This is a genomic window from Pseudomonas schmalbachii (assembly GCF_017589465.1).
Taxonomy (GTDB): Bacteria; Pseudomonadota; Gammaproteobacteria; order Pseudomonadales; family Pseudomonadaceae; genus Pseudomonas; species Pseudomonas schmalbachii.
The window spans coordinates 497,118-523,132 of the sequence record NZ_JAELYA010000004.1 but is presented as its reverse complement, the minus strand read 5'-3'; the positions used below and the strand labels follow the sequence as shown (position 1 = coordinate 523,132).

Annotated in this window: 22 protein-coding genes and 1 tRNA gene; 16 read left to right on the top strand and 7 right to left on the bottom strand. The window is 57.8% G+C overall.

The features are described 5' to 3' along the window. Positions 1 to 394: 394 nt before the first annotated feature. From JFY56_RS13560 to JFY56_RS13530, 7 genes are all read left to right on the top strand, one after another. Positions 395 to 1,618 carry a methyltransferase gene (locus tag JFY56_RS13560; RefSeq protein WP_208314269.1) on the top strand — a complete coding sequence of 408 codons (1,224 nt, stop codon included), beginning with the start codon at positions 395 to 397 and terminating at the stop codon, positions 1,616 to 1,618. Between the two features lie 397 nt (positions 1,619 to 2,015). Then, positions 2,016 to 2,486, top strand: a complete 471-nt coding sequence (locus JFY56_RS13555; RefSeq protein ID WP_208314268.1) for a MarR family winged helix-turn-helix transcriptional regulator — start codon at positions 2,016 to 2,018, stop codon at positions 2,484 to 2,486. A 2-nt stretch (positions 2,487 to 2,488) separates the two neighbouring features. Beyond that, positions 2,489 to 3,967, top strand: coding sequence for an efflux transporter outer membrane subunit (locus tag JFY56_RS13550; protein ID WP_208314267.1), 1,479 nt, complete (start codon positions 2,489 to 2,491; stop codon positions 3,965 to 3,967). A gap of 13 nt (positions 3,968 to 3,980) precedes the next feature. After that, positions 3,981 to 5,165 carry an HlyD family secretion protein gene (locus JFY56_RS13545; RefSeq protein WP_208314266.1) on the top strand — a complete coding sequence of 395 codons (1,185 nt, stop codon included), beginning with the start codon at positions 3,981 to 3,983 and terminating at the stop codon, positions 5,163 to 5,165. A 12-nt stretch (positions 5,166 to 5,177) separates the two neighbouring features. Further along, entirely contained in the window at positions 5,178 to 6,713 is a 1,536-nt protein-coding gene (locus JFY56_RS13540) for a DHA2 family efflux MFS transporter permease subunit (RefSeq protein ID WP_208314265.1), read from the top strand. A 72-nt stretch (positions 6,714 to 6,785) separates the two neighbouring features. Further along, positions 6,786 to 6,861, top strand: a tRNA-Thr gene (locus JFY56_RS13535). Between the two features lie 386 nt (positions 6,862 to 7,247). Then, positions 7,248 to 7,496, top strand: coding sequence for a helix-turn-helix domain-containing protein (locus tag JFY56_RS13530; RefSeq protein ID WP_208314264.1), 249 nt, complete (start codon positions 7,248 to 7,250; stop codon positions 7,494 to 7,496). Positions 7,497 to 7,536: 40 nt separating this feature from the next. On the opposite strand, the gene JFY56_RS13525 is transcribed toward JFY56_RS13530, so the two are convergent. The 6 genes from JFY56_RS13525 to JFY56_RS13500 form a co-directional block, all read right to left on the bottom strand. Continuing rightward, positions 7,537 to 8,142, bottom strand: coding sequence for a hypothetical protein (locus JFY56_RS13525; RefSeq protein ID WP_208314263.1), 606 nt, complete (start codon positions 8,140 to 8,142; stop codon positions 7,537 to 7,539). 97 nt (positions 8,143 to 8,239) lie between these two features. Then, the gene (gene hxsC / locus JFY56_RS13520; RefSeq protein ID WP_208314262.1) at positions 8,240 to 9,403 is read right to left on the bottom strand and encodes a His-Xaa-Ser system radical SAM maturase HxsC; all 1,164 of its coding nucleotides are present in this window, start codon (positions 9,401 to 9,403) and stop codon (positions 8,240 to 8,242) included. Beyond that, positions 9,397 to 10,854: a His-Xaa-Ser system radical SAM maturase HxsB gene (gene hxsB / locus JFY56_RS13515; RefSeq protein WP_208314261.1), complete on the bottom strand. Its 1,458-nt coding sequence runs from the start codon at positions 10,852 to 10,854 to the stop codon at positions 9,397 to 9,399. The genes hxsC and hxsB overlap by 7 nt, the downstream gene beginning before the upstream one ends. After that, positions 10,854 to 11,150 carry a His-Xaa-Ser system protein HxsD gene (gene hxsD / locus JFY56_RS13510; protein ID WP_208314260.1) on the bottom strand — a complete coding sequence of 99 codons (297 nt, stop codon included), beginning with the start codon at positions 11,148 to 11,150 and terminating at the stop codon, positions 10,854 to 10,856. Before hxsD ends, hxsB begins: the two co-directional genes overlap by 1 nt. Further along, positions 11,150 to 11,446: a His-Xaa-Ser repeat protein HxsA2 gene (gene hxsA2 / locus JFY56_RS13505; RefSeq protein ID WP_208314259.1), complete on the bottom strand. Its 297-nt coding sequence runs from the start codon at positions 11,444 to 11,446 to the stop codon at positions 11,150 to 11,152. The genes hxsD and hxsA2 overlap by 1 nt, the downstream gene beginning before the upstream one ends. Positions 11,447 to 12,054: 608 nt before the next feature. Further along, positions 12,055 to 13,386 carry an amidohydrolase gene (locus JFY56_RS13500; protein ID WP_208314258.1) on the bottom strand — a complete coding sequence of 444 codons (1,332 nt, stop codon included), beginning with the start codon at positions 13,384 to 13,386 and terminating at the stop codon, positions 12,055 to 12,057. A 150-nt stretch (positions 13,387 to 13,536) separates the two neighbouring features. On the opposite strand from JFY56_RS13500, the gene JFY56_RS13495 reads away from it, so the two are divergent. After that, positions 13,537 to 14,478, top strand: a complete 942-nt coding sequence (locus JFY56_RS13495) for a LysR family transcriptional regulator (protein WP_208314257.1) — start codon at positions 13,537 to 13,539, stop codon at positions 14,476 to 14,478. Between the two features lie 32 nt (positions 14,479 to 14,510). Here JFY56_RS13495 and JFY56_RS13490 read toward each other — a convergent pair whose 3' ends face one another. Continuing rightward, positions 14,511 to 15,479, bottom strand: coding sequence for an NAD(P)H-dependent flavin oxidoreductase (locus JFY56_RS13490; protein ID WP_208314256.1), 969 nt, complete (start codon positions 15,477 to 15,479; stop codon positions 14,511 to 14,513). 659 nt (positions 15,480 to 16,138) lie between these two features. Between JFY56_RS13490 and JFY56_RS13485 the strand changes: the two genes are divergently transcribed. The 8 genes from JFY56_RS13485 to JFY56_RS13450 are packed head-to-tail and all read left to right on the top strand — an operon-like array spanning position 16,139 to position 25,974. Further along, on the top strand, positions 16,139 to 17,116 hold the full coding sequence (locus tag JFY56_RS13485; RefSeq protein ID WP_236032604.1) for a glycosyltransferase family 2 protein: 978 nt from the start codon (positions 16,139 to 16,141) through the stop codon (positions 17,114 to 17,116). A gap of 4 nt (positions 17,117 to 17,120) precedes the next feature. Then, complete coding sequence (gene rfbB, locus JFY56_RS13480; RefSeq protein WP_208314255.1) at positions 17,121 to 18,179, top strand: dTDP-glucose 4,6-dehydratase; 1,059 nt, start codon at positions 17,121 to 17,123, stop codon at positions 18,177 to 18,179. After that, positions 18,176 to 19,084, top strand: coding sequence for a dTDP-4-dehydrorhamnose reductase (gene rfbD, locus JFY56_RS13475; RefSeq protein WP_208314254.1), 909 nt, complete (start codon positions 18,176 to 18,178; stop codon positions 19,082 to 19,084). Before rfbB ends, rfbD begins: the two co-directional genes overlap by 4 nt. Next, entirely contained in the window at positions 19,081 to 19,962 is an 882-nt protein-coding gene (gene rfbA, locus JFY56_RS13470) for a glucose-1-phosphate thymidylyltransferase RfbA (RefSeq protein WP_208314253.1), read from the top strand. Before rfbD ends, rfbA begins: the two co-directional genes overlap by 4 nt. After that, positions 19,962 to 20,507 carry a dTDP-4-dehydrorhamnose 3,5-epimerase gene (rfbC, locus tag JFY56_RS13465; protein WP_208314252.1) on the top strand — a complete coding sequence of 182 codons (546 nt, stop codon included), beginning with the start codon at positions 19,962 to 19,964 and terminating at the stop codon, positions 20,505 to 20,507. Before rfbA ends, rfbC begins: the two co-directional genes overlap by 1 nt. Further along, positions 20,507 to 21,325, top strand: a complete 819-nt coding sequence (locus tag JFY56_RS13460) for an ABC transporter permease (protein WP_208314251.1) — start codon at positions 20,507 to 20,509, stop codon at positions 21,323 to 21,325. The genes rfbC and JFY56_RS13460 overlap by 1 nt, the downstream gene beginning before the upstream one ends. Then, a complete protein-coding gene (locus tag JFY56_RS13455; protein WP_208314250.1) occupies positions 21,315 to 22,679 on the top strand; it encodes an ABC transporter ATP-binding protein in 1,365 nt (454 codons plus the stop codon). The genes JFY56_RS13460 and JFY56_RS13455 overlap by 11 nt, the downstream gene beginning before the upstream one ends. 37 nt (positions 22,680 to 22,716) lie before the next feature. Continuing rightward, positions 22,717 to 25,974, top strand: coding sequence for a class I SAM-dependent methyltransferase (locus tag JFY56_RS13450; RefSeq protein WP_208314249.1), 3,258 nt, complete (start codon positions 22,717 to 22,719; stop codon positions 25,972 to 25,974). Positions 25,975 to 26,015: the final 41 nt, after the last annotated feature.

Sequence of the window (26,015 nt, the reverse complement as noted above, 5' to 3'; positions counted from 1 at the left end):
GTTGAAGAAGACCGAGGCCCTGACCATTTTGGCCCGCAAATTAGCCCGGATAGCCTTTGCCCTGATGCAGACGCAGACGGCTTATCACCCCCAGGAGGCGAAGCCCCATTGACATAGAATCTCCTACGGTCAGACGCGGCGCGTATTCCTGTAGGAGTGCGACCAAGGGCGCTTTTTGTAGGGTGGACAACGCGAAGCTTGTCCACCGCCCCACCCCCACGACAAGGTGGAAATGCTTCGCGATTTCCACCCTACGCCCTTGCCACACCCGTAGGAGCGGGCCATGCCCGCGAACAAATTCCCTGCGCCCCAGGATGACTCGGGCGAACGGCAATCCATCCTTCTGCGGGGGCCGCTATAATCGCGCCCCCCTTGCTTCCGCCACTTCCGCACCGTGCTCCAGCCCAGCGACGACATCCTGACCGGCGACGCCCTGCTCCAGCGCTTCCAGGCCCTGGACGCGTTCCTGCTCGCCCATCAGGCGCTGTGGCGGCCGAAGCCGTTCACCCTGCTGGAACTGCCGTGGGAGGCCGATTACCCCGAGCTGGCCCGCTGGCTGCGCGGCCGCACGCTGGAGCAGGCCGACGCGGTGCATAACCAGCCCCACGAATTGCCGGCGCCGGCGCCCTTCCCGCAACTCGCGGCGCAGTCCGCCGAGCTGAGCGCCGTCGGCGAACTGCCGGCGCAGCCGTTGCCCGAGCTGCCGTCGGCCTTCACGGTCGATGTGCCCGGGCGCAAATGGCAGCAGATCGAAGCCTTCGCCAGCCGCCTGGATTTTATCGACAGGCCCAGCCACTGGCTCGACTGGTGCGCCGGCAAGGGGCATCTCGGCCGCCTGTTGGCACATTCCGGCGAGCCGCTGCTCAGCCTGGAATACCAGGCCGCGCTGGTTGAGGACGGCCAGCACATGAGCGACCGCCTGCGCCTGAATGCCCGCCACCGCGAGCAGGATGTGCTCGCCGAATCGGCCGGCGCCCATCTGCGCCCGACGCACACCGCGGTCGCCCTGCATGCCTGCGGCGACCTGCACGTGCGTCTGCTGCGCCTGGGTGCGGAGAGCGGCTGCCGGCAACTGGCCGTCGCCCCGTGCTGCTACAACCGCATCGAAACCGAGCACTACCGGCCGCTGTCGCGAATCGCCCGACAATCGGAACTGGTACTGAGCCAGGACGACCTGCGCCTGCCGCTGACCGAGACCGTCACCGCCGGCGCCCGGATACGCCGCCAGCGCGACGCCTCGATGGCCCGCCGGCTGGCCTTCGACCTGCTGCAGCGGGAACTGCGCGGCGAAGACAGCTACCTGCCGGTACCCTCGGTGCCGCCCGGCTGGCTGGAGAAGTCCTTCGCCGACTACTGCCACGACCTCGCCGCGCTGAAAGACCTGCCCACTCCCGCCGTGCGCGACTGGCAGGCCCTGGAAGAACGCGGCTGGCAGCGCCTCGCCGTGGTGCGCAACCTAGAACTGGTGCGTGGATTGTTCCGCCGACCGATCGAACTCTGGTTGCTGCTCGACCGTGCATTATTCCTTCATGAGCAAGGGTATCGAGTGCGTCTCGGGCTCTTCTGCCCTCCCCAGCTGACTCCTCGCAACCTGCTGCTGCTCGCCGAACGCGGCTAACTCGGGCACTTCCGCCAGCCACCCACAGAAGCTGTGGATAAGTCTGTTGGTAAATGCCGAAGAATCACCGCAACGCCCCGCCATCCACGCACCTCCCAAGGCTGATCATTTTTCAACCATCCAGTTAATATCATTAAAATTCAATAAGTTACAAACACGCCCGAAGTAAAACGAGAGAAATATACGAATTACTCCTAAGCCTCGTCCTTCTTGTGCATAAGGATTTGGATAACAACCGCCAGATGCACGGAAACGGTGCCCGGGATGCTTCGACATGGTTTCGGGAGAGCGCCAGCGGAATTGATTGTTCCATTCCTGCAACGATTGATTATTGTCAATTGCTGCCTAGGCAGTATCATGTGCAGACACTCACTGCCTAGGCAGTTACTGACCAGTCATGAATCACTACGCCGTCGCCGACTTCCCTTTCCGGAAATCCATCGCCCATCTCCTCGCCGCATCCAACGCCCTCAAGGACCGGATGCTGGACAAGTACCTGGCGCACCTCGACATCACCGCCGCGCAATTCAAGGTGCTGTTCTTCATTGGCTACAACCGCGCCAACACCCCGGCTGAGCTCTGCCGCGAACTGTCGCTGGACAGCGGCTCGATGACCCGCATGCTCGACCGCCTGGAGAAGAAGGAACTGCTGCTGCGCCATCCCTGCCCCAACGACCGGCGCAGCGTGCGCCTGCAGCTCAGCAAGGCCGGCGAAGCAGTGAACGCCCAGGCTCCGGAGATCGCCAGCGCGGCCATGAACGACCTGGTGGAGTGCCTGTCCGCCGAAGAGCTGCAAACCCTGACCAGCCTGCTCGACAAGGTCCTGCGCGCTCACGGCGTCGTCACTGCGCTGGACGAGGAGAACTGATCATGCCCGTCACCCTGCTCAATGGCGCGCGGGCAACCACCCTGCTCCTGGCTGCCGGCCTGGCGCTCTCCGGCTGCGTGACGTCCGCCGGCCTGGAGCCCAGCGGCAAGCCTGTCGATCCGGCCTCGCTCAAGGCGGGACAGACCCTCGACGGCACGCCGCTTTCCAGCGCCGCCTGGCCGACGCAGAAATGGTGGAGCGCCCTCGGCGACCCGCAGCTCGACAGCCTGATCGGCGAAGCCCTGCAAGGCAGCCCGGACCTGCAGATCGCCGCCGCGCGTGCCCGCCAGGCTTCGGCTGCGGCCCAGGTAGAGGACGCCGCACGCATGCCGAGCGTCGATGGCAAGGCCAGTTATTCCGGCATCCGCCTGCCGAAAAGTGTGGCCTCGGAACCGCTGGGCGGTCGCTACGTCTCGATCAAGTCCCTGTCCCTTGGCTTCAACTACGACATCGACCTCTGGGGTGGCCAGCGCGCCGCCTGGGAAGCCGCGCTCGGCCGGGCGAATGCCGCCGAGGTCGATCGCCAGGCCGCCGCCGTCGACCTCTCGACCAACATCGCCCGCGCCTACAGCGAGCTCGCCCACGCCTATATCGCGCACGATCTCGCGAAGGACGAACTGGAGCGCTCCCAGCGCCTCCTGGACCTCAGCCAGAAGCGCATGGACGCCGGCCTCGACAGCAAGGTCCAGCTGCAGCAGAACCAGGCCCAGGTCTCCAGCGCCAGGCAACAGGTGACCGCTGCCGAGGAGCGCATCGACGGCGACCGCATCGCCCTCGCCGTGCTGCTCGGCCAGGGGCCGGATCGCGGGCAGGCCATCCAGCGTCCGCGCGGGCTGCAACCCGGTGTCCTCGCCCTGCCCTCCAATCTGCCGGCGGAACTGCTCGGGCGTCGCCCCGACATCGTCGCCGCGCGCTGGCGCGTCGAAGCGGCGAGCAAGGACATCAAGGCGGCGAAGACCCGCTTCTATCCGAACCTCAACCTCGGCGCGATGCTCGGCCTGGCGACCCTGCACACCACCGACCTGCTGGAAGCGCCGAGCCGCTTCTACCAGCTCGCCCCGGCGCTGTCCCTGCCGCTGTTCGACGGTGGCCGACGGCGTGCCGACCTGGCCGGCAGCGACGCCGACTACGACCTCGCCGTGGCGCAGTACAACAAGGCGTTGATCGGCGCGCTCGGCGAAGTCAGCGACGACCTCGGCCGGCTGCGTTCGCTGCAGCAGCAACTGGTCGACCAGCGCGACGCCCGCGACATCGCCCGCTCCAACTTCGAACTGGCCATGCGCCGTTATGGCGAAGGCGTCGGCAACTACCTCGACGCCCTCAGCGTGCAGCAGCAGTTGCTGCTCGCCGAGCGCCAGTTGGCCAACCTTGAAGCGCAACGCATCGACCTTTCCATCCAGTTGATTCAAGCCCTGGGTGGCGGCTTCCAGACCGACGCCGGAAGCGCCCCCGCCGCGCTCGCCCAGACCGACGCGCAATGACGAGGCAACGGACATGACCCCCAAGAAGCAAGCCATTTCCAAACAGTCGTCGCAGCGCAAGCGCTGGCTGCTGATCCTGCTCGCCGTCGTGCTGATCGGCGGCGCGGCCAGCGCGACCTGGGAACTGACCTTCGGCCGCTGGCACGAACACACCGAAGACGCCTACGTGAACGGCAATATCGTGCAGATCACCCCGCAGATCACCGGCACCGTGGTCAGCATCGGCGCCGATGATGGCGACCTGGTGCACAAGGGCCAGGTGCTGGTGAAGTTCGATCCGAGCGACGCCGACATCGCCCTGCAGCAGGCCGAAGCCAACCTCGCACGCACCGTGCGCCAGGTGCGCGGGCTGTTCAGCAACGTGAACGGCAACAAGGCCGACGTGGCGGCGAAGAAAGTCGCGCTGGCGAAGGCCGAGGCGGACTACAAGCGCCGGCAGAACCTGGCCAACGACGGCGCCATCTCCCAGGAGGAACTGGCCCACGCCCGCGACGCGCTGGACACCGCGCGCAACGCCCTGACCACCTCGCAGCAGAAGCTGAACACCAACAGCGCGCTGGTCGACGACACCGACATCATGTCCCACCCGGACGTCAAGGCGGCCGCCGCCAAGCTGCGCCAGGCCTACCTGGACGACGCCCGCGCGGTGATCGTCGCGCCGGTCACCGGCTACGTCGCCAAGCGCACCGTGCAGGTCGGCCAGCGCGTGCAGCCGGGCGCGCCGCTGATGGCGGTCATCCCGCTGGACCAGGTGTGGGTCGACGCCAACTTCAAGGAAACCCAGCTCAAGCACATGCGCATCGGCCAGCCGGTGGAGCTGCACTCTGACCTCTACGGCAGCGACATCAAGTTCAGCGGCACCATCGAGAGCCTCGGCGTCGGTACCGGCAGCGCCTTCTCCCTGCTGCCGGCGCAGAACGCGTCGGGCAACTGGATCAAGATCATCCAGCGCGTACCGGTGCGCATCCGCCTCAGTCAGGAGGAACTGGACAAGCACCCGCTGCGCATCGGCCTGTCGATGACCGCGCAGGTCGACCTGCACGACCAGAGCGGCCCGGCGCTGGCCCAGCAGCCGACCCAGGGCGCGCAGCTGTCGACGGACGTCTATCAGCAGCAACTGGCCTCGGCCGATGAGCTGATCGAGCGGCTGATCCACGCCAACCTGGCCAACGGCCCCCACCGTACCGCGCAGCGCTGATACGAGCCGCAGATGAACCAGAACGCCCACTTCAACCCGCCGAACCGCGCGCTGGCCACCATCGGCCTGTCGCTCGCGTGCTTCATGCAGGTGCTCGACACGACCATCGCCAACGTGTCGCTGTCGACCATCGCCGGCAACCTCGGCGCCAGCGCCGAGCAGGGCACCTGGGTCATCACCTCGTTCGCCGTGAGCAACGCCATCGCCCTGCCCCTCACCGGCTGGCTCAGCCGCCGGTTCGGCGAAGTGAAGCTGTTCATGGCCGCCACCATCCTGTTCATGCTGACCTCGTTCCTCTGCGGCATCGCCCAGTCGATGAACCAGTTGGTCATCTTCCGCGCCCTGCAGGGCCTGGTCTGCGGCCCGATCTACCCGATCACCCAGGCGCTGCTGATCTCCGTCTATCCGCCGGCCAAGCGCGGCATGGCGCTATCGTTGCTGGCCATGGTAACGGTGGTCGCGCCGATCGCCGGGCCGCTGCTCGGCGGCTGGCTGACGGAAAACTACAGCTGGCCGTGGATCTTCTTCATCAACCTGCCGATCGGCCTGGTCGCCATCGCGGTGGTCTACCAGCAGCTGCGCGACCGCCCGGTGGTGCTCAAGCACTCGCCGATGGACTACATGGGCCTGGCGCTGCTGGTGCTCGGCGTCGGCACCCTGCAGATCGTCCTCGACAAGGGCAACGACCTCGACTGGTTCGAATCCAACTTCATCATCGGCGGCACCATCGTCGCGGCGATCGCCCTGGCGGCGTTCGTGATCTGGGAGCTGACCGACCGCCATCCGATCGTCAACCTGCGCCTGTTCGCCAACCGCAACTTCACCATCGGCACCATCGCGCTGGTCTTCGGCTACGCCGGCTTCTTCGGCATCAGCCTGCTGATCCCGCAATGGCTGCAGACGCAGATGGGCTACACCGCCATCTGGGCCGGCCTGGCCGCCGCGCCGATCGGCCTCCTGCCGATGTTCCTCTCGCCGCTGGTAGGCCGCTACGCACAGAACTTCGACCTGCGCATGATCGCCGGCCTGGCCTTCCTGGCCATGGCGCTCACCTGCTTCATCCGCGCCAGCTTCAACACCGAGGTGGACTACTGGCACATCGCGATGGCGCAGCTGATCATGGGCCTGGGAGTGGCGTTCTTCTTCATGCCGATCCTCAGCATCCTGCTTTCCGACCTGTCGCCGGAACAGATCGCCGACGGCTCGGGCCTGGCGACCTTCCTGCGCACCATCGCCGGCAGCTTCTCCGCCTCGCTGACCACCTGGCTCTGGACCCACCGCGCCAACATGCACCACGCCCAGCTCACCGAGCACATCAGCCTCTACGACCCGGCCACCGTGGATGCGCTGAACCAGCTCGGCGGCGTCAACCAGCAGAGCGCCGCGGTGCTCGACCACATGGTGGAAAGCCAGGCGTACATGATCTCGACGGTGGAGTACTTCACCATGCTCGGCTGGGTGTTCGTCGCCATGCTGGTGATCATCTGGCTGGCCAAACCGCCCTTCGGCGCCAAACCCGGCGCCGCCGAGGCTGCCAACGCGCACTGACCCGTGGTGCCATCGCACTGAAAAACAAGAGGTTTACAGCGCCAGCGGCATGGCTATAATGGCCGCCTCTTGGCCGGTATAGCTCAGCTGGTAGAGCAACTGACTTGTAATCAGTAGGTCCCGGGTTCGACTCCTGGTGCCGGCACCATGAAAATCAAGGCTCGCAGCGATGCGGGCCTTTTTCATTTCTGAGTCGGGGGTTACGCCGGGGTTACGTTTCCTACAAATCGACGGCAGGCTTATGAGCGATTTCTGACGCGGGCTATCACCGGGCTAGCACTACCCGGTTGAAGGGCCCGCGTTGAGGGCGACAACTCCCTCAAACCTAGGGCAGCAGCACAGGTTTTGGGTCGCTAAAAGAGACTCCCGTGGGGACGTTTATAGGCCGCGTGACTCCATTGGCACTACCTCAATGCCTGCAGCAGGGGCGGCGAGGAGATGTGGCATTCACCCTCTCAGCACGGAAATGAGATTCAAAGACAGTAGATTTATACTCTGTAGATGGTAACACGGTAGAGGGAAGACCCTCTGCGGATGAAAGCATTTCATCCATCTGCATCAGCAACTGCACGGCAGCGCATCTCTGCCAATCTCAAAAGGCTGCGGTCAGACCGCGGCTTGAGTCAGGAGAAAATGGCCGAGCTTGCTGACTTCCACCGTACCTACGTCTCACAGCTAGAGCGCTGTGTGACCAATGTCAGCATCGATGGCTTAGAACGACTGGCTCATGCGCTGGGCGTCGATATTGTGGAGCTATTGCGCCCCACCAGAGCTGAAACGTAGCTCGCTGGCCCTCGCTCTAGCCCATAACCCTGACTGACAATCACACCTCCCCACAGTTGCAGCGTGGGTGGCTCCAGCGCCTTTTCAGGTAGATGCCGTTTATGATCCACATGAGAGGGTTAAGACTCAGGACAGTGGTGATTAGGAAACACCATTTGTTGAACTGGAGTACACCAACGCAAAATACGCTGTAGAAGAGCGCCAAAACGAGAAAAACTGGCTGCCCATGATCCCATCCGTAATTGATCCAAAATAGAGACATGCCCAAGCCGATTCCGCCCCACAGCGGCCACCATTTGAAACCTCGAATCGAGTGCGCCCTCTCTGCGGCCTTGATTTGCTCAGTGGTGAAGTTGCGCTCCAGGAGGACTCCCTCGATTGCGGAGCGTGCGCCCACGCTCAACTTGCACGAGAGCAGGGCAATCAGTTTTTCAGTTTTTTTGTTGGCGTATGCGGCGGTCAGATTGTTAGCCATGGTGTTCTTACTCGTCATTGTGTTGCCCACTGTCGCGGATAGTATTGAATGTGGCTGACTGAACTTAGAGACGGTCCGACGTTTATCAGAATCATCCTTGATGGCCTCAATTAGGTTTACATCAGCAAGCTCGGCCAGGCGCATAACGTAGTCTTCATCGCCTGCCAGCATTACTATCGTCGCCTATTCACCTGCTGCTGCGGTCATGCGCCCACCGGGCGTGGTGCGGCTGAGGCCGAGTTGCGCCAAAGGAGGTGTATGCACTCCGCTAGAAAGGCTTCAACTGCTGGCTGTAGCCATGCTGCAGACCAGAGGAGAAGAATCCGCCACAGTCCATCCGCCGTTTACAGCCTGAACATTCCGGAGCGTACTCGTTCTTCCAGTCGCTAATTGACTTTCGGTAGTACGGTTCGACGTCGGCGTTCACCAGGCACAACTGGTGGTTGTAGACAGAGACGCTCATGCGGTATTTGACGAGAATGTTGACCGCCTCACTCAACACATCGCGATAGTCACAGGGATCAATCCACAACTCAGGCAGGTTGGCGCGAGTGAAACCGGTCATCTCAAGCCCCATTAGGGCTACGTGATCCACAAACAGCAGATTGCGGGCAATGAACTCACACAGATGTGGTAAGCGGTCGATAGATTGCTTGTGGATTACCACGCGGATCTCGACCCGCTGACCGAGGCGTTTCAGGTTGAGGATACCGAGCATGGTCTCGTTGAATGCCCCCTCGGCCTGGACGATGTAATCGTGCCGAGTAGGGTCATCAGAGTACAGCGGAATGCCGACCATGAGGTCAGGGTGACGGATTGCAGCATATCGCTGGGCGAACGCCATGTCGCTGAAACTCCGGCCGTTGGAGAGGACATGTATCGCTGTGTGCGGCAGGTAGCTCTTGCTCAGTTCCAGCAGTCGTAGAAAACGCTCGCCGGCGAGGGTCGGCTCACCACCGGAGAAGATGATTTCGCGGGCATCACGCGGTATAAGCGGAATCAGAGTCTCGATCTCATCAAGCAGCCAGGAGTCATCAGCCTTCTTTGGTGGCTGAGAGCACATCAGGCAATAGTGGTTGCACTGCTCGGTAACCATGATCGCGTTCATCGGCGCGTTGGCTCGGTACAGCACACGCACACTGTCGCGGGCCGGCATCAGGCGGATGATGTCGCCTTCGGCCAGGTATTCGTAGTCGGACGGCAGTACCGTGTACTGGACGTCTGCCCCCGCAGCCACAAAGACTTCGGCAAAGCATTCCGGCACCAGGTAGTGGGCAAAGCCGTCGGGGACATCGCCGCCATCGAACAGGAACGCCCGCCTCTGGCGCAGTACCATCGGCAGAGTGCGGCCGGTCACCACCTGGTGCAGTCTCACCTGCCTGTCGAGGTCGACCACGTGAATGTGCTGTACCTTTCCACCCAGCTTCAGCATCGATTGGCCCACCCTGTGAGAATTTGCCTGGTTTCCGGATCGCTACGTAGCAGGCCGATCAGGTGCTTGAAGATGCCCATGTTGCGCGAGCAGAACCCCGATTCCGGCTTGCGCCCAACGACGTCCTTGTGAACTGCATGGTGATAAACCGGTTCGGCGCCACAATAGGGTTCGAAGGCACAGTCGGCACACATTGGCACGCTGAGGGTGAAGGAATCTTCTAGGGCATCGAGCAGATTGTCGGAAAGGATGATCTCCTCGTAGCTCTGCTCAAGAAGATTTCCAAGACGGAAGGCCGGGTCGCCCATCTCGGCCAGCATGCGACTCTCGTCGGAGGCATACACCGTGCCGTCATAGTTGAACACGATGGCGGCGATGCCGGCGCCGGAGGGGTTCATCAGGTCGACGAAGCCTGGGTCGTTGGAAGTCAGCATCTTCGCCAGTACCAACGAACTGTAGTACTCGCTGAAGCGGATGCCGGCCTTGTTGAGTTCGATGATGTACTGCAGGCCTTCCTTGTAGAACTCCAGATAGCGGGCCGCGTCGTAAGCCATGAAGCGCTTGGTTTTGATAGCAAAACCATAGGGCGACAACGGGCGCAGGAAGATGCCATCGAAGCCGAGACGCAAGTATTCGTCGATGATCTCGCGAACACGCGGCAGGCTTTTCTCGGTAGTGGTCATCAACGCCGAGACGTAATCGAAACCCAGAGCGGCGCGAGCTCGCTGCAGTCCTTCCTCAAAGCGCTGATGGCTGTCTCGGCCTGGTCGAGGCCTATTGGCGTTGTGCAAGTCTGCCGGGCCATCCAGCGAGGACGACAGGGATATCTGATGCTCCTTGCAGAAGGCCAACATCTCGTCAGTCAACAGCGACAGCGTGGTAGCAATCACGAACTGCAAGTTGCGGCCTTCCGTACGATTGCGCTCCTTGGCCTGTGTCACCACGTACTTGACCATCTCGAAGTTCAGCAGCGGCTCGCCGCCTTGAAACTCGATCTTGATCGCCGGGTTGGGCGAGCGGAAGACGAAGTCGAGTGCACGGTCGGCCATCTCCGGAGTCATGTCGAACGCTGCCTTGTCCTCCGACTGACGAGAGACTTGGCAGTACGGACAACTGTGATCGCAGCGCAGGGTGACCACGAAGATGTGCAGATTAGTGAACTGCGCGAGGCGACTCATCCGCGTACGCAGCTTCAGGGCCAGCAATTCGAGCGGAGCCTGCTCTTCGGGAAAACGCAGGAACTGCTTGGCGCGCAGATCGGGAAGCCAATCTGAAGTGAGTGGCAGGGTGTGGCCGACGATGTCGCCAAGTAGAGCCTCGGGAATGACCAGAAACTCCCCAACCATATTGGTCAGGAGGTATTCCTTGTCATTCAGGCGGTCGAACTTGAACGGCAGCAGTTCATACGAGTGCGTTGGCGCATAGGCACCAATGCCGTGGAATTTGCTCATTACTGCAGACCGGTTTTGGAGAACGCGAGACTCAGAATCAGGTTGCGGACGGATTCGGTTTCTGTCTTTAGCTTCTGGCGCAACTGATAGTCCAACGCGTCTTTCTTGAACTCTTGAACAGCAAGCGAAAATGCCTCGCTACCGATCCCGTCGTTAGGCGTGAGCTGGCAGAGCAACCTCTCACCCTCAACACGGATATCCACCGTCAGGGCATTCATGGCACGGTAAGCAGCACTCTGCACGGCGTCAGCCGTGTAGAGGCGCTGGTCGAACTCAATAACTGTCGGAGCGTTCATTAGTATCCGGATGCATGCGAAGCGTGCGATGCATGCGAGGAGTGAGACGCATGCGAAGCGTGCGAAGTGTGCCAAGCCATGAATTGGCCCTGCTCGTTGCGCTTTAGGATGAAGCTGAATTGATCCTCGCCATGACGGGCGGTGATCGTTTCACCAGCTACAGGGACCTGCAGGTTGTGAGTAGGCTCGTCGGCGACCGACAGTTGCGGCGCCGGCTGCGCCAAGGCAGAGGCCTGTTCGGCGGAGAGCCCCGCGGCAAGGGTCGCCAGCGGCACCAGGAAATTGCGTTTTTTCACAGTACGACACTCTCTATGAGGTTTGTTTTTATCCGAGCGGCATTGCTTTAAGCCCGGGCGGCAGATAACCAGCGAGAACAAGCGTACTGGCGCGTTGCCGGCATCTCAAGGGAGGCTCCTGACCATGCGTCTGAAAGGGTTAATCAGGTTGCCGGACATTTCCTAGGACGCTTACGCGGATGCGTCTAGGCCGGGAATTTCTGAAGGACGGGCGCGTAGAAGACACTACGCCGGGCGGGGGTTAACTATTTGGCGGGCACGTGATCCAGATCAATAGCCAGCGGCGACGCTTGGATGCCTTTGACAAACGTGGCAGAGCACTGAGCCGTTGCCAATAGCGGACGGTAGCGCGCTACCCATACGTGCCCAGCAGCATGCGAAGCAGTAAATGATCTATAGACCGCAAGATCGGAGCTGCAGCCGTTGAAGGTGCGATTCGGCATCCGGTGCTAAAGGGGTAGATTCAGTTTTAGGTATACGATTACGTATATGCCGAACACCTTGTGGGTGGAAAAATCCGCTTTAATGAGGCCTGCAAGCATAAGGTTCGACTCCTGGTGCCGCACCACGATTCAAAGGCCCCGCAGCGATGCGGGGCCTTTTTCGTTTCAGGTTTCGCCGAAGAAGGCGATCAGCGTCGAGGACAGCGCCCGGGCGCCTGTCGCAAGCGTCGGCAGCTCGACGGCGAAGTTGGGATTGTGGTTCATCACCGGCATCTGCCCCTTCTCGACCAGGTTCCGGTAGACATCCGGCTTGCCCGAACCGACCTCGATGAACAGCACCCGGGTGTCCGGGTAGGGGCTGGCCAGCATGTGGAAGTCTTCCGAGCCCATCATCGGCGGCACGCCTTCGAGCACCTTGTCCTCCCCCAACTGCCGTTTCAGCGCGGCACGAGCCAGGTCGGTCTGCGGCTTGCCATTGACCAGCGGCGAGGATTTGCCCTTGGAGATGAATTTCGGCATGCGTTCCGCGGGCATGCCGTTCATCTGGGCGACGCCATTGGTCACCGACCTGATGCCATCCAGCAACTGCTGGTGCACGCCCTCGTCGTACCAGCGCAGGTTGAGCCGCAGCGTCGCCAGCTCGGGAATGATGTTGTTGGCGGTCCCGGCCTGGAAGGCTCCCACGGTGAGCACCGCCGGCTCGGCCTGGTTGACCATCCGGCTGATGATGGTCTGGTAGCCCATCACGGCCATGGCGCCCATCACCACCGGGTCCTTGGTGACGCTCGGCGTGGAGCCATGGCCGCCGATGCCCGGCAGCTCGACGTCGATCTGCTCGGTGCCCGCCATCCGCCGTCCCTCACGCAGAGCGACGCTGTCCGCCGGATAGACCGGGATGACATGGGCGGCGACCAGCACGTCGGGCTTCGGGGCGAACGTGTAGAGGCCGTCGTCGACCATGGCCACGGCGCCCTCGATGGTTTCCTCGGCGGGCTGGGCGACCAGCACCAGGGTGCCCGACCACTGGTCCTTCAGCTGCGCCATGACCTTGGCGACCTCCAGCAGCCAGGTGACATGGGCATCGTGACCGCAGGCATGCGCCACCGGCTGATTCGGATTGTCGAGCCAGGCGGTGGTCTTGTTGCTCTGGTAGGGCAGCCCGGTGGTTTCCCTGATCGGCAGGGCATCCATGTCCGCGCGGTACATCACCACCGGCCCCGGGCCGTTGCGCAGGATGCCCGCCACGCCGGTCTTGCCGATGCCGGTCTTGACCTCGAAGCCCTGCTCCTTCAGCGCCCTGGCAACCAGGGCCGAGGTTTCCGTTTCCTGGAAGGCCAGTTCCGGGTTCTGGTGCAGTTTCTTGAAGATCTCGACCAGTTGGGGTTCGTCCTGTCTGACGAGACTGTCGATACGGCTCTTGAGATCCGCTTCCGAGGCCTGTGCCGAACTGGCGAACAGGGCCACGGCCAGGGTGCCGAGCAGGGGGCGCACGTGCATTGCAGCATTCCTTTGTCTTGTCGCGCGCCAATGCCACGACGCGCGGGTGATTGTTCTTGTTGGAGTGGCAGGCCGGATCGGGCTGCTGTGGATAAGTTTCTGGATCTGCGTTAAAAGCGTCCAATGCAAAGATAAGCACGGATTAATGCATTGAATGACTCAATCGACCTGAAGCGCGTCCGCCACCTCGTCCTGCTGGGCGAAGAACTGCACTTTTCCCGTGCAGCGGAGCGGGCCAACCTCTCGCAGACGGCATTCAGCCGCAGCATCCAGTCGCTGGAGGCGGATCTGGGGGTTCGCCTGTTCGACCGGGATACCCGTTCAGTGGCGCTGACGGCGGCGGGACGGCAGATCCTGGCGCGCGCCCGCGAGTTGCTGAGCTGCGCCGGCCGGCTGAGCGCCGAGGCCGAGCACATCGCCAATGCGGAGGGTGGCGAGCTGACCTTCGGCGCGGGAATGATGGCCGCCAACCTGTACGTGCAGGACGCCCTGATCGAGCTGCGCAGGAGCATTCCCCGGCTGGTCGTGAAGGTCGAGGTCAACCACTGGCACCATCTGATGCATCACCTGGAGCAGGAGCACATCGAGTTCTTCGTCGCCTACTCCAGCGAGCGGATCAGCGATCCGCGCTTCTCCATCACGCGCCTGCCCGCACAGCCAGCGGCGATAGCCTGCCGCCGCGACCATCCGCTGGCGAAGCAGGAAGCGCCCGTCACGCTTCAGCAGATGGCCGAATATCCCTGGAGTTCGGTGATCTTCAACGAGTCACTCCCTGACCGGCTGCGCGCGGTGCTCGACCTGCCCACCGATGTGCCGATCCCGCTGGCATTCAGCTGCAATGACCTGAAGCTGCTGCGCGAGACGACACTGGCCAGCGATACCCTGCTGCTGACCTGGCGCGCCTGGCTGGAGGACGACCTGCACAGCGGAGCGGTGGTGGATCTGGACTCGCGCCTTCGGCCTGCGCTGCCGCCCGGCATGCTGCAGGTCGACAGCGCCATCGTCTGCCACGCCGGACGGACCCTTTCGCCGATTGCCCGGAGAGCCATCGAACTGATCATCGCCAGCGCGAACAGGCTGGCGCCGGGCTAGCCGGGCGAAGCTTCGTCCTTCAGTTCCAGCGCTCATTCGGCCCAGGATTGGGCGATCTGCAGACGCTCGCGGCATTCGGCGACCATGCGCTCGATCAGCTCCGCGCAGGTCGGAATATCATCGATCAGGCCGATGCACTGGCCGACGTGGATGATGCCGTCCTGCACCTCGCCGGACTCCAGCGCCGCCCGGCCACGGGTGCCGGAAACCAGATGGCGGATGTCCTCGAACTGCACGCTGCCGCGCCGCTCGATGCTGATCACCTCGTCGGAGATGGCGTTCTTCAGCGCTCGCGCGGTGTTGCGCAGCGGGCGGTAGATCAGGTGAGTATCGCGCTCGGTGGCATCCACCAGCGCCTGCTTGATGTTCTCGTGAATCGGCGCCTCCCGGGTGGCGCAGAAACGCGTGCCCATGTTCACACCCTCGGCCCCCAGGGCCAGCGCCGCCGCCATGCCGCGGCCATCGGCAATGCCGCCGGAAGCGACCACCGGAATATCCAGCTTGCGCGCCGCCAGGGGGATCAGGATCAGGCCTGGCACATCGTCATCGCCGGGATGGCCGGCACACTCGAAACCATCGATGGAAATGGCGTCGACACCCAGGCTCTGCGCCTTCAGCGCGTGACGAATGGACACGCACTTGTGGATCACCTTCAGCCCGGCGACCTTGGCCCGGGCGATATAGGCGCCGGGGTTGTTGCCCGCCGTCTCGAGGATCTTCACCCCGCTGGCGATGATCACGTCGAGGTGCTCGTCATAGGGCGGCGGATTGATCGCCGGCAACAACGTGAGATTCACGCCGAACGGCTTGTCGGTCATCGCCTGACAACGCTCGATCTCCCGCGCCAGATGCTCGGGGTCCGGCTGGGTCAAGGCAGTGAGTATGCCCAGCCCGCCCGCATTGGAAACCGCCGCAGCCATCTCCGCCCGCGCCACCCACATCATGCCGCCCTGGATGATCGGGTAGCGAATGCCGAAGAGTTCTGTGATGCGTGTTTTCATCGTGAGGCGTCCTGAGTGATGTCAGCTTCCAAGAGTCGACGTACCGCCATAAGTCGGGCGCAAGCGATAAGCGCCGGGCGCATTTTTTCCATCATGCTCCGCAAGACTCGGAAATGCTGGTAGGCGAGGGAATGCTACGGCACCTCACGACAGAGTGTCGGTGGTTCGAAATCGGTATTTTTTTGCGAGTAGCCAGGGCATCGCTCATCATGAGGCACGCCATCGGCCAGGTAGCCATAGGTCTAATACTCACGGCTCCGACAGACGAACTGACAGCGAATCGTCATTTGCCATGACGCACCTTCATCTCTTCTTCTCCGGCCCAACACGGCGAAACTGCAGCCATCTAACACGATTGTCCTACTTACAATGGAGTCCCCGCAGACATCTTCGAAACAGCCGATTTTGAACCTTTTTCCTTGTCGGATATCCCAAATGACTCTATAGCTTTTGTTATGAGTCTATACGCGCATGCAAGCTCGTGACTCCTATCAAGCCAAGGCTCCGATGTTGCTTTCCTTACTAGGATGTATGGATACAACGCCCCTCCTCAGCGTCAACCTGGCTCTCCGGTCATGGTTGCCTCGACTGATTAGAGGGCTTCCGCTTGCCAATGGATTTGACCGCATGAATCAGATGGAACTTCGAGGGGTGGCTCGTTGATTTCCAGACTTTCCACGCGGGTCCTGCGCGGCCGTCGCACGCAACTTTCCCGAAGCGACCACGTCGCCATCCTGCTGTCGACCTACAACGGTGCGACATTCCTGGCAGAACAGCTGGACTCGCTGATCCAGCAGACTCACAAGCAGTGGACCATCTACGCGTCGGACGACGGTTCGAGCGACGCCACTCTCGATATCCTGGAGGACTATCAAAGTCGCCTGGGCAGAGACAGGCTGGTCATTCTGAATGGCCCGCAGCATGGGTTTGCCGCGAACTTCCTGAGCCTGCTGCAACGCGACGAAATCCAGGCTCCCTACTTCGCATTCTGCGATCAGGACGACCTCTGGACACCTGAACGGCTCGAAGTCGGCGTCCGCTGGATCCATGAAATACCCGCCGAACGCCCGGCCCTGTTCTGCTCCCGTACTCAGTTGATCGATGAGCACGGCCTCCCGATCGGCTACTCCCCTCTGTTCAGCAAGCCGCCGTGCTTCGAGAACGCCCTGGTACAAAGCATCGCAGGTGGCAACACCATGTTGCTGAATAGCGCGGCGCGGGACCTGCTGAAACAGACGCCGCGTGATGCACGCATCATCTCTCACGACTGGTGGGCGTATATCCTCGTATCCGGCTGCGGCGGGGCGGTTGCCTACGACAAGGAACCAACGATTCGCTATCGCCAGCATGGCAACAACATCATCGGCTCCAACTCGAGCCTTCATGATCGCCTGGTGCGCGTCAGGAAGATGCTCGGCGGCACCTTCCGCGAATGGAACGATGCCAACCTCAAGGCGATCTCATACTTCAGGAACCGCCTGACCAGGGAAAACCGCAAGACCCTGGAACTGTTCGAACAAAGCCGCAGGGCCGACTTGCCAACGCGGCTGCGCCTGATCCACCAGTCCGGCGTCCATCGGCAGACGCTGCCGGGCACCCTTGGCCTGGCCGCTGCAGCAATCCTTCAAAGGCTATGAAACCATGACCATTCTCGTAACCGGCAGCGCCGGCTTCATTGGCGCGAACTTCGTGCTCGACTGGCTCGCCATCAACGACGAACCAGTGATCAGCCTGGACAAGCTGACCTATGCCGGAAACCTGCAAAATCTCGCCAGCCTGGAAAGCGACGAACGTCATACCTTCGTACATGGCGATATCGGCGACGGCGACCTGGTCGACCGTCTCCTGGCCGAATACCGCCCACGAGCTGTACTGAACTTCGCTGCGGAATCCCACGTCGACCGCTCCATCCGTGGTCCGGAAGACTTCATCCAGACCAACATCGTCGGCACCTTCCGCCTGCTCGAGTCGGTACGCGCCTACTGGAACTCCCTGCCGGATGCCGACAAATCGGCATTCCGCTTCCTGCATGTCTCCACTGATGAAGTCTACGGCTCCCTCGGCTCGAACGATCCAGCCTTCAAGGAAAGCAACAAGTACGAGCCGAACAGCCCCTACTCCGCTTCCAAGGCGGCATCCGACCATCTGGTCCGCGCCTATCACCACACCTACGGGCTGCCGGTGCTGACCACCAATTGCTCGAACAATTACGGGCCGTACCATTTCCCCGAGAAGCTGATCCCGCTGGTCATCCACAACGCCCTCGCCGGCAAGCCGCTGCCGATCTATGGCGACGGCCAGCAGATCCGCGACTGGCTCTATGTCAAGGATCACTGCAGCGCAATCCGCCGCGTTCTCGATGCCGGTCAACTGGGCGAGACCTACAACGTCGGCGGCTGGAACGAGAAAGCCAATATCGACGTGGTCCATACTCTTTGCGACATCCTCGACCAGGAAAAACCCAAGACGGACGGACGGAGCTACCGCGAACAGATCACTTTTGTTAAGGATCGTCCGGGACACGACCGCCGTTATGCCATTGATGCGTCGCGACTGGAGCGCGAACTGGGCTGGAAACCGGCGGAAACCTTCGAAACCGGCATCCGCAAGACCGTGCGCTGGTACCTGGACAACCAGGACTGGGTTGCCAATGTCACCAGCGGTGCATACCGGGAATGGGTAGGAAAGCAGTACGCATGAACAAGATTCTCCTGCTCGGCGCAAACGGCCAGGTCGGCTGGGAACTGCAGCGTTCCCTGGCTCCACTGGGTGAACTGGTCGTCTGCGACAGGCAGCGCGGTAACCTGGCAAACCTTGCAGGACTGGCTGCGCTGGTGGAGCGCGAACGGCCGAGCGTGATCGTCAACGCCGGTGCCTATACCGCCGTGGACAAGGCCGAAAGCGATGTCGACAGCGCTCGCCGGGTAAACGCCGAGGCTGTCGCGGTGCTGGCCGCCACCGCACGCGAGCTAGGCGCATGGTTGGTGCATTACTCCACCGACTATGTATTCGACGGCAGCGGCAGCACCCCATTCGAGGAAGACGCCGCCACCGACCCACTCGGTGCCTACGGCCAGACCAAACTGGAAGGCGAGCTGGCAATTCGCGAGAGCGGCTGCCGTCATCTGATCTTCCGCACCAGTTGGGTATACGCAGTGCGCGGCGGTAACTTCGCCAAAACCATGCTGCGCCTGGCCAAGGAGCGCGATGAGCTGAAAGTGGTCGCCGACCAGATCGGCGCGCCGACCAGCGCAGAACTGATTGCCGATATCACGGCCCTCGTGCTGAGTCGGCTGCAGCACGATGCGGCACTTGCCGAGCGCGCCAGCGGCACTTACCACCTGGTGACCAGCGGGGAAACCAGTTGGCACCGATATGCCCAGTACGTCATCAGCGAAGCCCAGCGCCTGGGAAGTGAGCTGCGAACCAGCCGCGAACGCATCCATCCGATCGCCAGCAGCGACTATCCGGTGCCGGCAAAGCGCCCAGCAAACTCCCGACTGAACAACGACAAATTACAACGCACCTTTGGAGTGTCCCTTCCCCACTGGGAGTACCACGTCCAGCGCATGATCAGAGAACTGGTCGAAACGGAGGCAGTATGAAGCGCAAGGGAATCATTCTCGCCGGGGGCTCCGGCACCCGCCTGTATCCGGCGACCCTGGCAATCTCCAAGCAGCTGCTGCCCATCTACGACAAGCCGATGATCTACTACCCGCTGAGTACCCTGATGCTGGCGGGTATCCGCGAGATCCTGATCATCTCTACACCTCAGGACACCCCGCGCTTCCAGCAACTGCTGGGCGACGGCAGTCAATGGGGGCTCGACTTGCAGTATGCCGTGCAGGAGTCGCCCGACGGGCTGGCCCAGGCATTCCTGATCGGCGAATCGTTCATCGGCAACGACCCGAGTGCACTGGTGCTGGGCGACAACATCTATCACGGCCACGACCTCCAGCAATTGCTGCTCAATGCGATGCAGCGCCCGACTGGAGCCACCGTATTCGCCTACCACGTGCACGACCCGGAGCGCTACGGCGTAGTCGAGTTCGATGGGAACAACAAGGCCGTCAGCCTGGAAGAAAAGCCCACCCAACCGAAGTCCAGCTACGCGGTGACAGGCCTGTACTTCTACGATCAACAGGTCGTGGATATCGCCAAGAGCATCAGGCCATCGGCGCGCGGCGAACTGGAAATCACTGACGTCAACCGCGCTTACCTGGAGATGAGCCAGCTGTCCGTCGAAATCATGGGCCGCGGCTACGCCTGGCTGGACACCGGTACCCACGACTCTCTGCTGGAAGCCGGTTCATTTATCGCCACCCTGGAAAACCGCCAGGGCCTGAAAGTTGCCTGCCCCGAAGAGATCGCCTTCCGCCAGAAGTGGATCAGCCCCGAGCAACTCGAAGCCCTGGCTACTCCGATGACCAAGAACGGCTATGGCAAATATCTGAAACGCTTGCTGGTTGAGGCTGTTTACTGATGAGAGCTACACGTCTTGCTATTCCCGATGTTGTACTGATCGAACCCAAGGTCTTTGGCGATGAGCGCGGATTCTTCTTTGAAAGCTTCAACCATGTGCAGTTCGAAGAAGCCGTAGGCCGACCAGCGAAATTTGTACAAGACAACCATTCCCGCTCTACAAAGTGCACACTTCGCGGGTTGCATTATCAGCCCCAACATCCCCAAGAAAAACTTGTCCGAGTAGCAAGCGGAGAAGTGTTTGATGTTGCCGTTGATATGCGAAGAACTTCACCCACCTTTGGCAAATGGCTGGGTGCCTTATTAAGCGCAGAAAATAAGAATCAACTTTGGGTACCTGAAGGATTTGCACATGGCTTCATAGTTCTTTCGGACTCAGCAGGTTTCTTGCACAAGACAACAGACTATTATTTCCCAGAGCACAAACGTAGTTTACTTTGGAGTGATCCACTGATAGTTATTGATTGGCCCTATGAAGGCAAACCTCGGCTTTCAGAAAAGGACGCTAAGGCTTGTCTATTTACTGAAGCAGAGACTTTCCTTTAATGTATCAACATTCCCTCTCTCCCAAGGAAGCGCTACTCACCCCATGGCGCAATCGGGCATTGATTATTACCTTAATCAAACGCGAGGTAATCGGTCGTTATCGCGGATCAGCACTAGGAATATTATGGTCCTTTTTCCATCCTCTTCTAATGCTGAGCGTCTACACCTTTGTATTTGGCGTTATATTTAAAAGCCGCTGGGGCAATACTGGAGGCTCTAAGGCCGAGTTTGCTCTCATATTATTTTCGGGATTACTGGTTTTTAGCGTATTTTCCGAGTGCATAAACCGAGCGCCAAGCCTAATTCTATCGAATTCAAATTATGTAAAGAAGGTAATATTTCCAATTGAAATACTTCCCCTTGTGAGCCTAGGATCCGCATTATTTCATCTTTTAGTGAGTCTATCCGTATGGCTAGGCTTCTACATATTCATCTATGGATTACCAAGGAGTACGATTTTCCTCTTTCCGCTCATACTACTTCCGATTTTATTTTTCACCCTTGGAATCTCATGGTTTCTGGCATCCCTAGGGGTCTTCTTACGGGATGTATCACAGATAACCGGAATCATCACCACTATCTTAATGTTCATGTCTCCAATCTTCTTTCCTCTCTCAGCACTGCCAGAAAAATATCACTCTTTGTTGCTGCTAAATCCTTTAACTCCAACAATCGAAATGACGCGAGATGTGTTGATATGGGGAAACCAGCCAAACTGGCCAATGCTCACGATCTATCTCCTGCTAAGTATTCTTGTCAGCATCCTTGGCTTCGCTTGGTTTCAGAAAACAAGAAAAGGATTTGCTGATGTTCTCTAGTGAAAATAAGCCTACCAATGAAACCGCCATCGAGGTAGAAAACATTGGCAAGTGCTACACAATATACGACAAGCCAAGGGACCGGCTTCTGCAGATGCTTTCCCGCGGAAAAAAAAAATATTATAGAGAGTTTTGGGCGCTTCATGACATTTCATTCACGGTTAAAAAAGGGGAAACGATTGGAATCATAGGTCGCAATGGTTCAGGAAAGTCCACCCTACTTCAAGCAATATGTGGCACCCTGACTCCAACACAAGGGAAAATTAGAATTAACGGCAAAATAGCCGCACTATTAGAACTTGGAGCGGGTTTCAACCCAGAATTCACCGGCCGAGAAAATGTTTATATGGCCGCAGCACTATACGGACTAACTAAAAATCAAATTGATGAGAGGTTTGATCGTATAGCATCCTTTGCAGACATTGGAAGTCATATTGACCAGCCAGTAAAAAGCTATTCGAGCGGAATGTTTGTAAGACTAGCATTTGCTGTTATTGCCCACGTTGATGCGGACATTTTAGTCATTGATGAAGCACTAGCTGTTGGAGATGCAGTTTTTACTCAAAAATGCATGAGATTCATTCGAGCATTCAAAGATCGTGGAACCTTGCTCTTCGTTAGCCACGATATTAGCTCAGTCATAAATCTCTGCCAGCGAAGTATTTGGCTGCACAATGGAAATCTTCGCCAGATAGGCCAATCCAAGGCGGTTTCCGATGAGTATCTGCAATATACGCTGCAGGAGGTATATGGCGACGAAGTAAAACTGGAAAGAGCATCAACCAAACACAGCGAAGCAATACCCGTCATTCCAGATGACTCGCCAGTAGTTGATTATGAAGGCAAATTCGAAGTTATAGACAATCTCGACGAGTCGAATGGCTGGAAAACAGGCGCAGGAGAGATTCTTTCAGTAAGATTGGAACACGAATCATCTAATAGCGAGCAATCCTTTCAAGGTGGAGAAAACGTCCGAATGACAATTCGGGCCATAGCCTATCAAAATATAGAAAAACCCATAATTGGCTTCTTAGTATGCGATCGACTTGGTCAGAGTTTATTCGGCGAAAACTCTCTACCACAGACAGACCGGCAGCCGCTTACAATTTCTACCGGGGAGACTTTCGAAGCAGAATTCTTATTTAGACTCCCTATGCTTCCAAATGGTCAATATGTAGTTATTGCATCGCTTGCCGAAGGTACTCTCTACAGTCACGTGCAACATCACTGGTTGCACGACGCACTGATAATTAATGTGTTCTCAAGTAAAGTGAGATGGGGGCTTGTAGGCGTGCCATTTCAGAAGATCAGCCTAAAAAAGCTCACTCACCCCCAACATACACCAAGCCATTAGAAATGCATATCCCACATAAAGATTAAGTGGCAGACATATGAAAGAAAAAACCTTATTAGAAGCCGCAAACTTCTTATCAAACCAACTTGGACAAGACAGCGCTTGGCTTGGTCACACGCCATTCGCTGCCTGGTTGGTTAACCGCTTTGAACCTTCTTGTTTTGTGGAACTTGGTACACACTGGGGGCATTCGTACTTCTCCTTCTGCCAAGCAATTAAGCAAAAAAATCTCCCCGCCAAATGTTATGCCATCGATACGTGGGAAGGCGATAAACACGCAGGCCACTACTCCGAAACAATATATAACAGCGTCACATCCCACAATAATACAAATTACTCCTCCTTTTCCAATCTGCTTCGGATGACTTTTGACGAGGCACTAAACTATTTCTCGGACGGGACCATTGACTTATTACATATCGATGGCCTCCACACTTATGAGGCGGTTCGCCATGATTTTGAATCGTGGCTTCCAAAGCTGACTCCTGGCGCAATTGTTTTACTCCATGACACAAATGTTCGAGAACGTGAGTTTGGCGTTTGGAAACTATGGCAAGAACTGAAAGAAATATACCCTGACCACTTGGAGTTCTTACACTCCTACGGCCTTGGTGTGCTACAGATTCCAGGTGCGACTGACACCAAACGAATGGAGTGGCTAAGCCCATCTCACGCTCTGCAGGGTGATCTCATCCATTACTTCTCTGCACTAGGTAAGAAGGAGCGGGAACGGTTTGAGCTCGACCTTTCTATGCGCACCAATGCCGAGCTTAATAAAAAAGTGGCCCTGCTCGACTCCCAAATAGTTGTATTGAATAACTCCCTCGACGACCTGAATAGCTCTCTCGCTAGCCTAAACCGCTCTATTGACGATAGAGAGAACCGACTAACTGAGCTGAGCGTCGGTGCTAATGAACGCAACAATAAAATACTAGAGCTCGAACGTTTAATCCAGGAGCAGAGTAAAAGAATCTCTGGCCTGAGTCAGGTAATCAACCAGCAAGAAACAACGCTTGCCGCAATAACCTCCTCCACTAGCTGGAAGGTCACCAAACCACTGCGCTGGCTCGGCATTCAAAAAATTCGCCTTACTTTATTGGCAAAATCAGTAAGACTGGCAAAAAGACATACTGGAAGCAGCAAAGAGACCCTATTAAAGCTAATAGTAATTTTTCGTCGAGAAGGCATCCGTGGCGTAACATCAAGAGCCCGATTCCTATTACAACACAATGCATCAAAATTAAATGGTGAAAACCAGCCCTCATACAACAAACCAGAAAGCAATATTGAACAAAAAAATAAAGAAATACCCCTCCATATAGATAAAATAGACATAATTGTCTGTGTGCATAACGCACTAGATGATGTAAAGCGCTGCTTAACCTCCATAATGCAGAACACCCACCCACCATACAACTTAATAATTGTTGATGATGGAAGCGCTCTAGAAACAAAAACCTACTTAGAAGAGTTCGTTTTCGGCCAACCTGCAATTTTGATACGTAATGATATCGCACAGGGATATACCAAAGCCGCCAACATAGGAATGCGGGCATCTACCGCGGATAATTTAGTATTGCTCAATAGCGACACCATTGTTTCACCCAAATGGATTGATCGGCTAATTCAGTGCGCCAAATCCTCACCTAGAATTGGTATGGTAGGCCCTCTAAGCAACACTGCATCTTGGCAATCCACGCCTAATCTATTAGATAAGGACGGAGACTGGTCCAGTAACCCCTTACCTTCAGGGTATACGGTAGTCGACTATGCCGGAGAAGTTGCACGTGTTTCTCAACAGATTCATCCTAGTGTAGGCTTCCTAAACGGCTTCTGCCTACTAATTAAGAAAAACCTAATTAGTGATATCGGTCTTTTTGACGAGGAAATATTTGCACGAGGCTATGGCGAAGAGAATGACTACTGCCTGAGGGCTATCCAGAATGGATGGGAACTAGCGGTAGCAGATGATTGCTTTGTTTATCATGCTCAGTCCAAAAGTTACTCACATGAAACAAGAAAAGAACTAGCCAAATTAGCAGATAACAATCTCGCCAAAAAGCACGGTACATCAAAAATTCTTCACAACCTTGCCGCCACCCAAAATAATTTGGCACTTCAGTATGTTAGAAACCGCTGCAAAGATATTGAAAATATAAAATCCATCAGAGAGAGAGCACAAAAGCAATTTGAGGGAAAACGCATACTATTCTTGCTACCAGCCAGAACACCTGGCGGTGGCGCCAATATAGTTCTACTTGAAGCAGAAACTATGCGCTCACTCGGTGCGGATGTGTGGGTCGCAAATCTCTACATCCATAAAGAGCTTTTCGAAAAAAGCTACCCAAACAACAGCGTACCCACACTTTATATCAATTCATCTAGCGAGCTAATTGAGATTGCATGTGAGTTTGATGCAATCATAGCCACACTATATTTAACAGTATCTTGGTTGAGACCGCTATTAGATTTACCCACCCCCCCCAAACTCGGCTACTACGTACAAGATTTTGAGCCCGATTTCTTCGAGAAAGGGACCCCCGATTATAAATTGGCTCTAAGCAGTTATACAGAGGTCGATGGACTAACTCTATTTACAAAGACAAAGTGGACCCAGCGCGTTCTCAAAGAAGAAACTAGCGTTATAGCAGCAGTAGTTGGCCCCACATTGGATACTAACCTTTTCCATCCGACGAAAACATATAATTCAAATACAGATAAGATCACGATTCTAGCAATGGTGCGCCCATCTACACCAAGGAGAGCACCAGAGCGAACCATGCGAATATTAAAGCGCTTATCGCGCCACTTTGGAACCAATATCCAAATAATGATTTTTGGCTGTTCTACCGATGAAATAAACTCCGCTTTGATCGATAGGGATTTCCCTTTTGCAAATCTTGGAGAGATTAACTCCCAAGAAGTCTCTAAAACAATGGCAACAGCAGATATTTTTATTGATTGTTCAGACTTCCAGGCAATGGGGCTTACTGCTATGGAGGCAATGGCTTCTGCGCTAGCAGTTATCGGCCCTCAAAATGGTGGACTTAGAGAAATAATCACCGACAAAGAGAATGGTCTACTAGTCAATACCAACTCTGACGATGAGATATTTGAAGCGGCAAGCCGACTAATTTCCGACTCGAAACTGAGAGAGCGCATCCGGAAAAATGCTCTAGTTGTGGTGCAGCACGATCCAATCATATCTTCTTTTAATATTCTAAGCTGTTTCTTCCCGGATGATGCGACTCCTAACTCCACTTCCACCACAGAGGAAAGTATGTCTTTAGCATAATAATATGAAGGCCTGTCGTGTGTTTTCGGCAGGCCAAAAAC

Bases quoted from the DNA above. Each gene is read 5' to 3' on its own strand.
- hxsB (WP_208314261.1), bottom strand. From the start codon at position 10,854: ATGAGCAAATTCCACGGCATTGGTGCCTATGCGCCAACGCACTCGTAT.
- rfbD (WP_208314254.1), top strand. From the start codon at position 18,176: ATGAACAAGATTCTCCTGCTCGGCGCAAACGGCCAGGTCGGCTGGGAA.
- rfbA (WP_208314253.1), top strand. From the start codon at position 19,081: ATGAAGCGCAAGGGAATCATTCTCGCCGGGGGCTCCGGCACCCGCCTG.
- JFY56_RS13450 (WP_208314249.1), top strand. From the start codon at position 22,717: ATGAAAGAAAAAACCTTATTAGAAGCCGCAAACTTCTTATCAAACCAA.
- JFY56_RS13550 (WP_208314267.1), top strand. From the start codon at position 2,489: ATGCCCGTCACCCTGCTCAATGGCGCGCGGGCAACCACCCTGCTCCTG.
- JFY56_RS13530 (WP_208314264.1), top strand. From the start codon at position 7,248: ATGAAAGCATTTCATCCATCTGCATCAGCAACTGCACGGCAGCGCATC.
- JFY56_RS13455 (WP_208314250.1), top strand. From the start codon at position 21,315: ATGTTCTCTAGTGAAAATAAGCCTACCAATGAAACCGCCATCGAGGTA.
- JFY56_RS13545 (WP_208314266.1), top strand. From the start codon at position 3,981: ATGACCCCCAAGAAGCAAGCCATTTCCAAACAGTCGTCGCAGCGCAAG.
- hxsD (WP_208314260.1), bottom strand. From the start codon at position 11,150: ATGAACGCTCCGACAGTTATTGAGTTCGACCAGCGCCTCTACACGGCT.
- JFY56_RS13490 (WP_208314256.1), bottom strand. From the start codon at position 15,479: ATGAAAACACGCATCACAGAACTCTTCGGCATTCGCTACCCGATCATC.
- rfbB (WP_208314255.1), top strand. From the start codon at position 17,121: ATGACCATTCTCGTAACCGGCAGCGCCGGCTTCATTGGCGCGAACTTC.
- JFY56_RS13460 (WP_208314251.1), top strand. From the start codon at position 20,507: ATGTATCAACATTCCCTCTCTCCCAAGGAAGCGCTACTCACCCCATGG.
- JFY56_RS13540 (WP_208314265.1), top strand. From the start codon at position 5,178: ATGAACCAGAACGCCCACTTCAACCCGCCGAACCGCGCGCTGGCCACC.
- JFY56_RS13555 (WP_208314268.1), top strand. From the start codon at position 2,016: ATGAATCACTACGCCGTCGCCGACTTCCCTTTCCGGAAATCCATCGCC.
- JFY56_RS13500 (WP_208314258.1), bottom strand. From the start codon at position 13,386: ATGCACGTGCGCCCCCTGCTCGGCACCCTGGCCGTGGCCCTGTTCGCC.
- hxsC (WP_208314262.1), bottom strand. From the start codon at position 9,403: ATGCTGAAGCTGGGTGGAAAGGTACAGCACATTCACGTGGTCGACCTC.
- rfbC (WP_208314252.1), top strand. From the start codon at position 19,962: ATGAGAGCTACACGTCTTGCTATTCCCGATGTTGTACTGATCGAACCC.
- JFY56_RS13525 (WP_208314263.1), bottom strand. From the start codon at position 8,142: ATGCTGGCAGGCGATGAAGACTACGTTATGCGCCTGGCCGAGCTTGCT.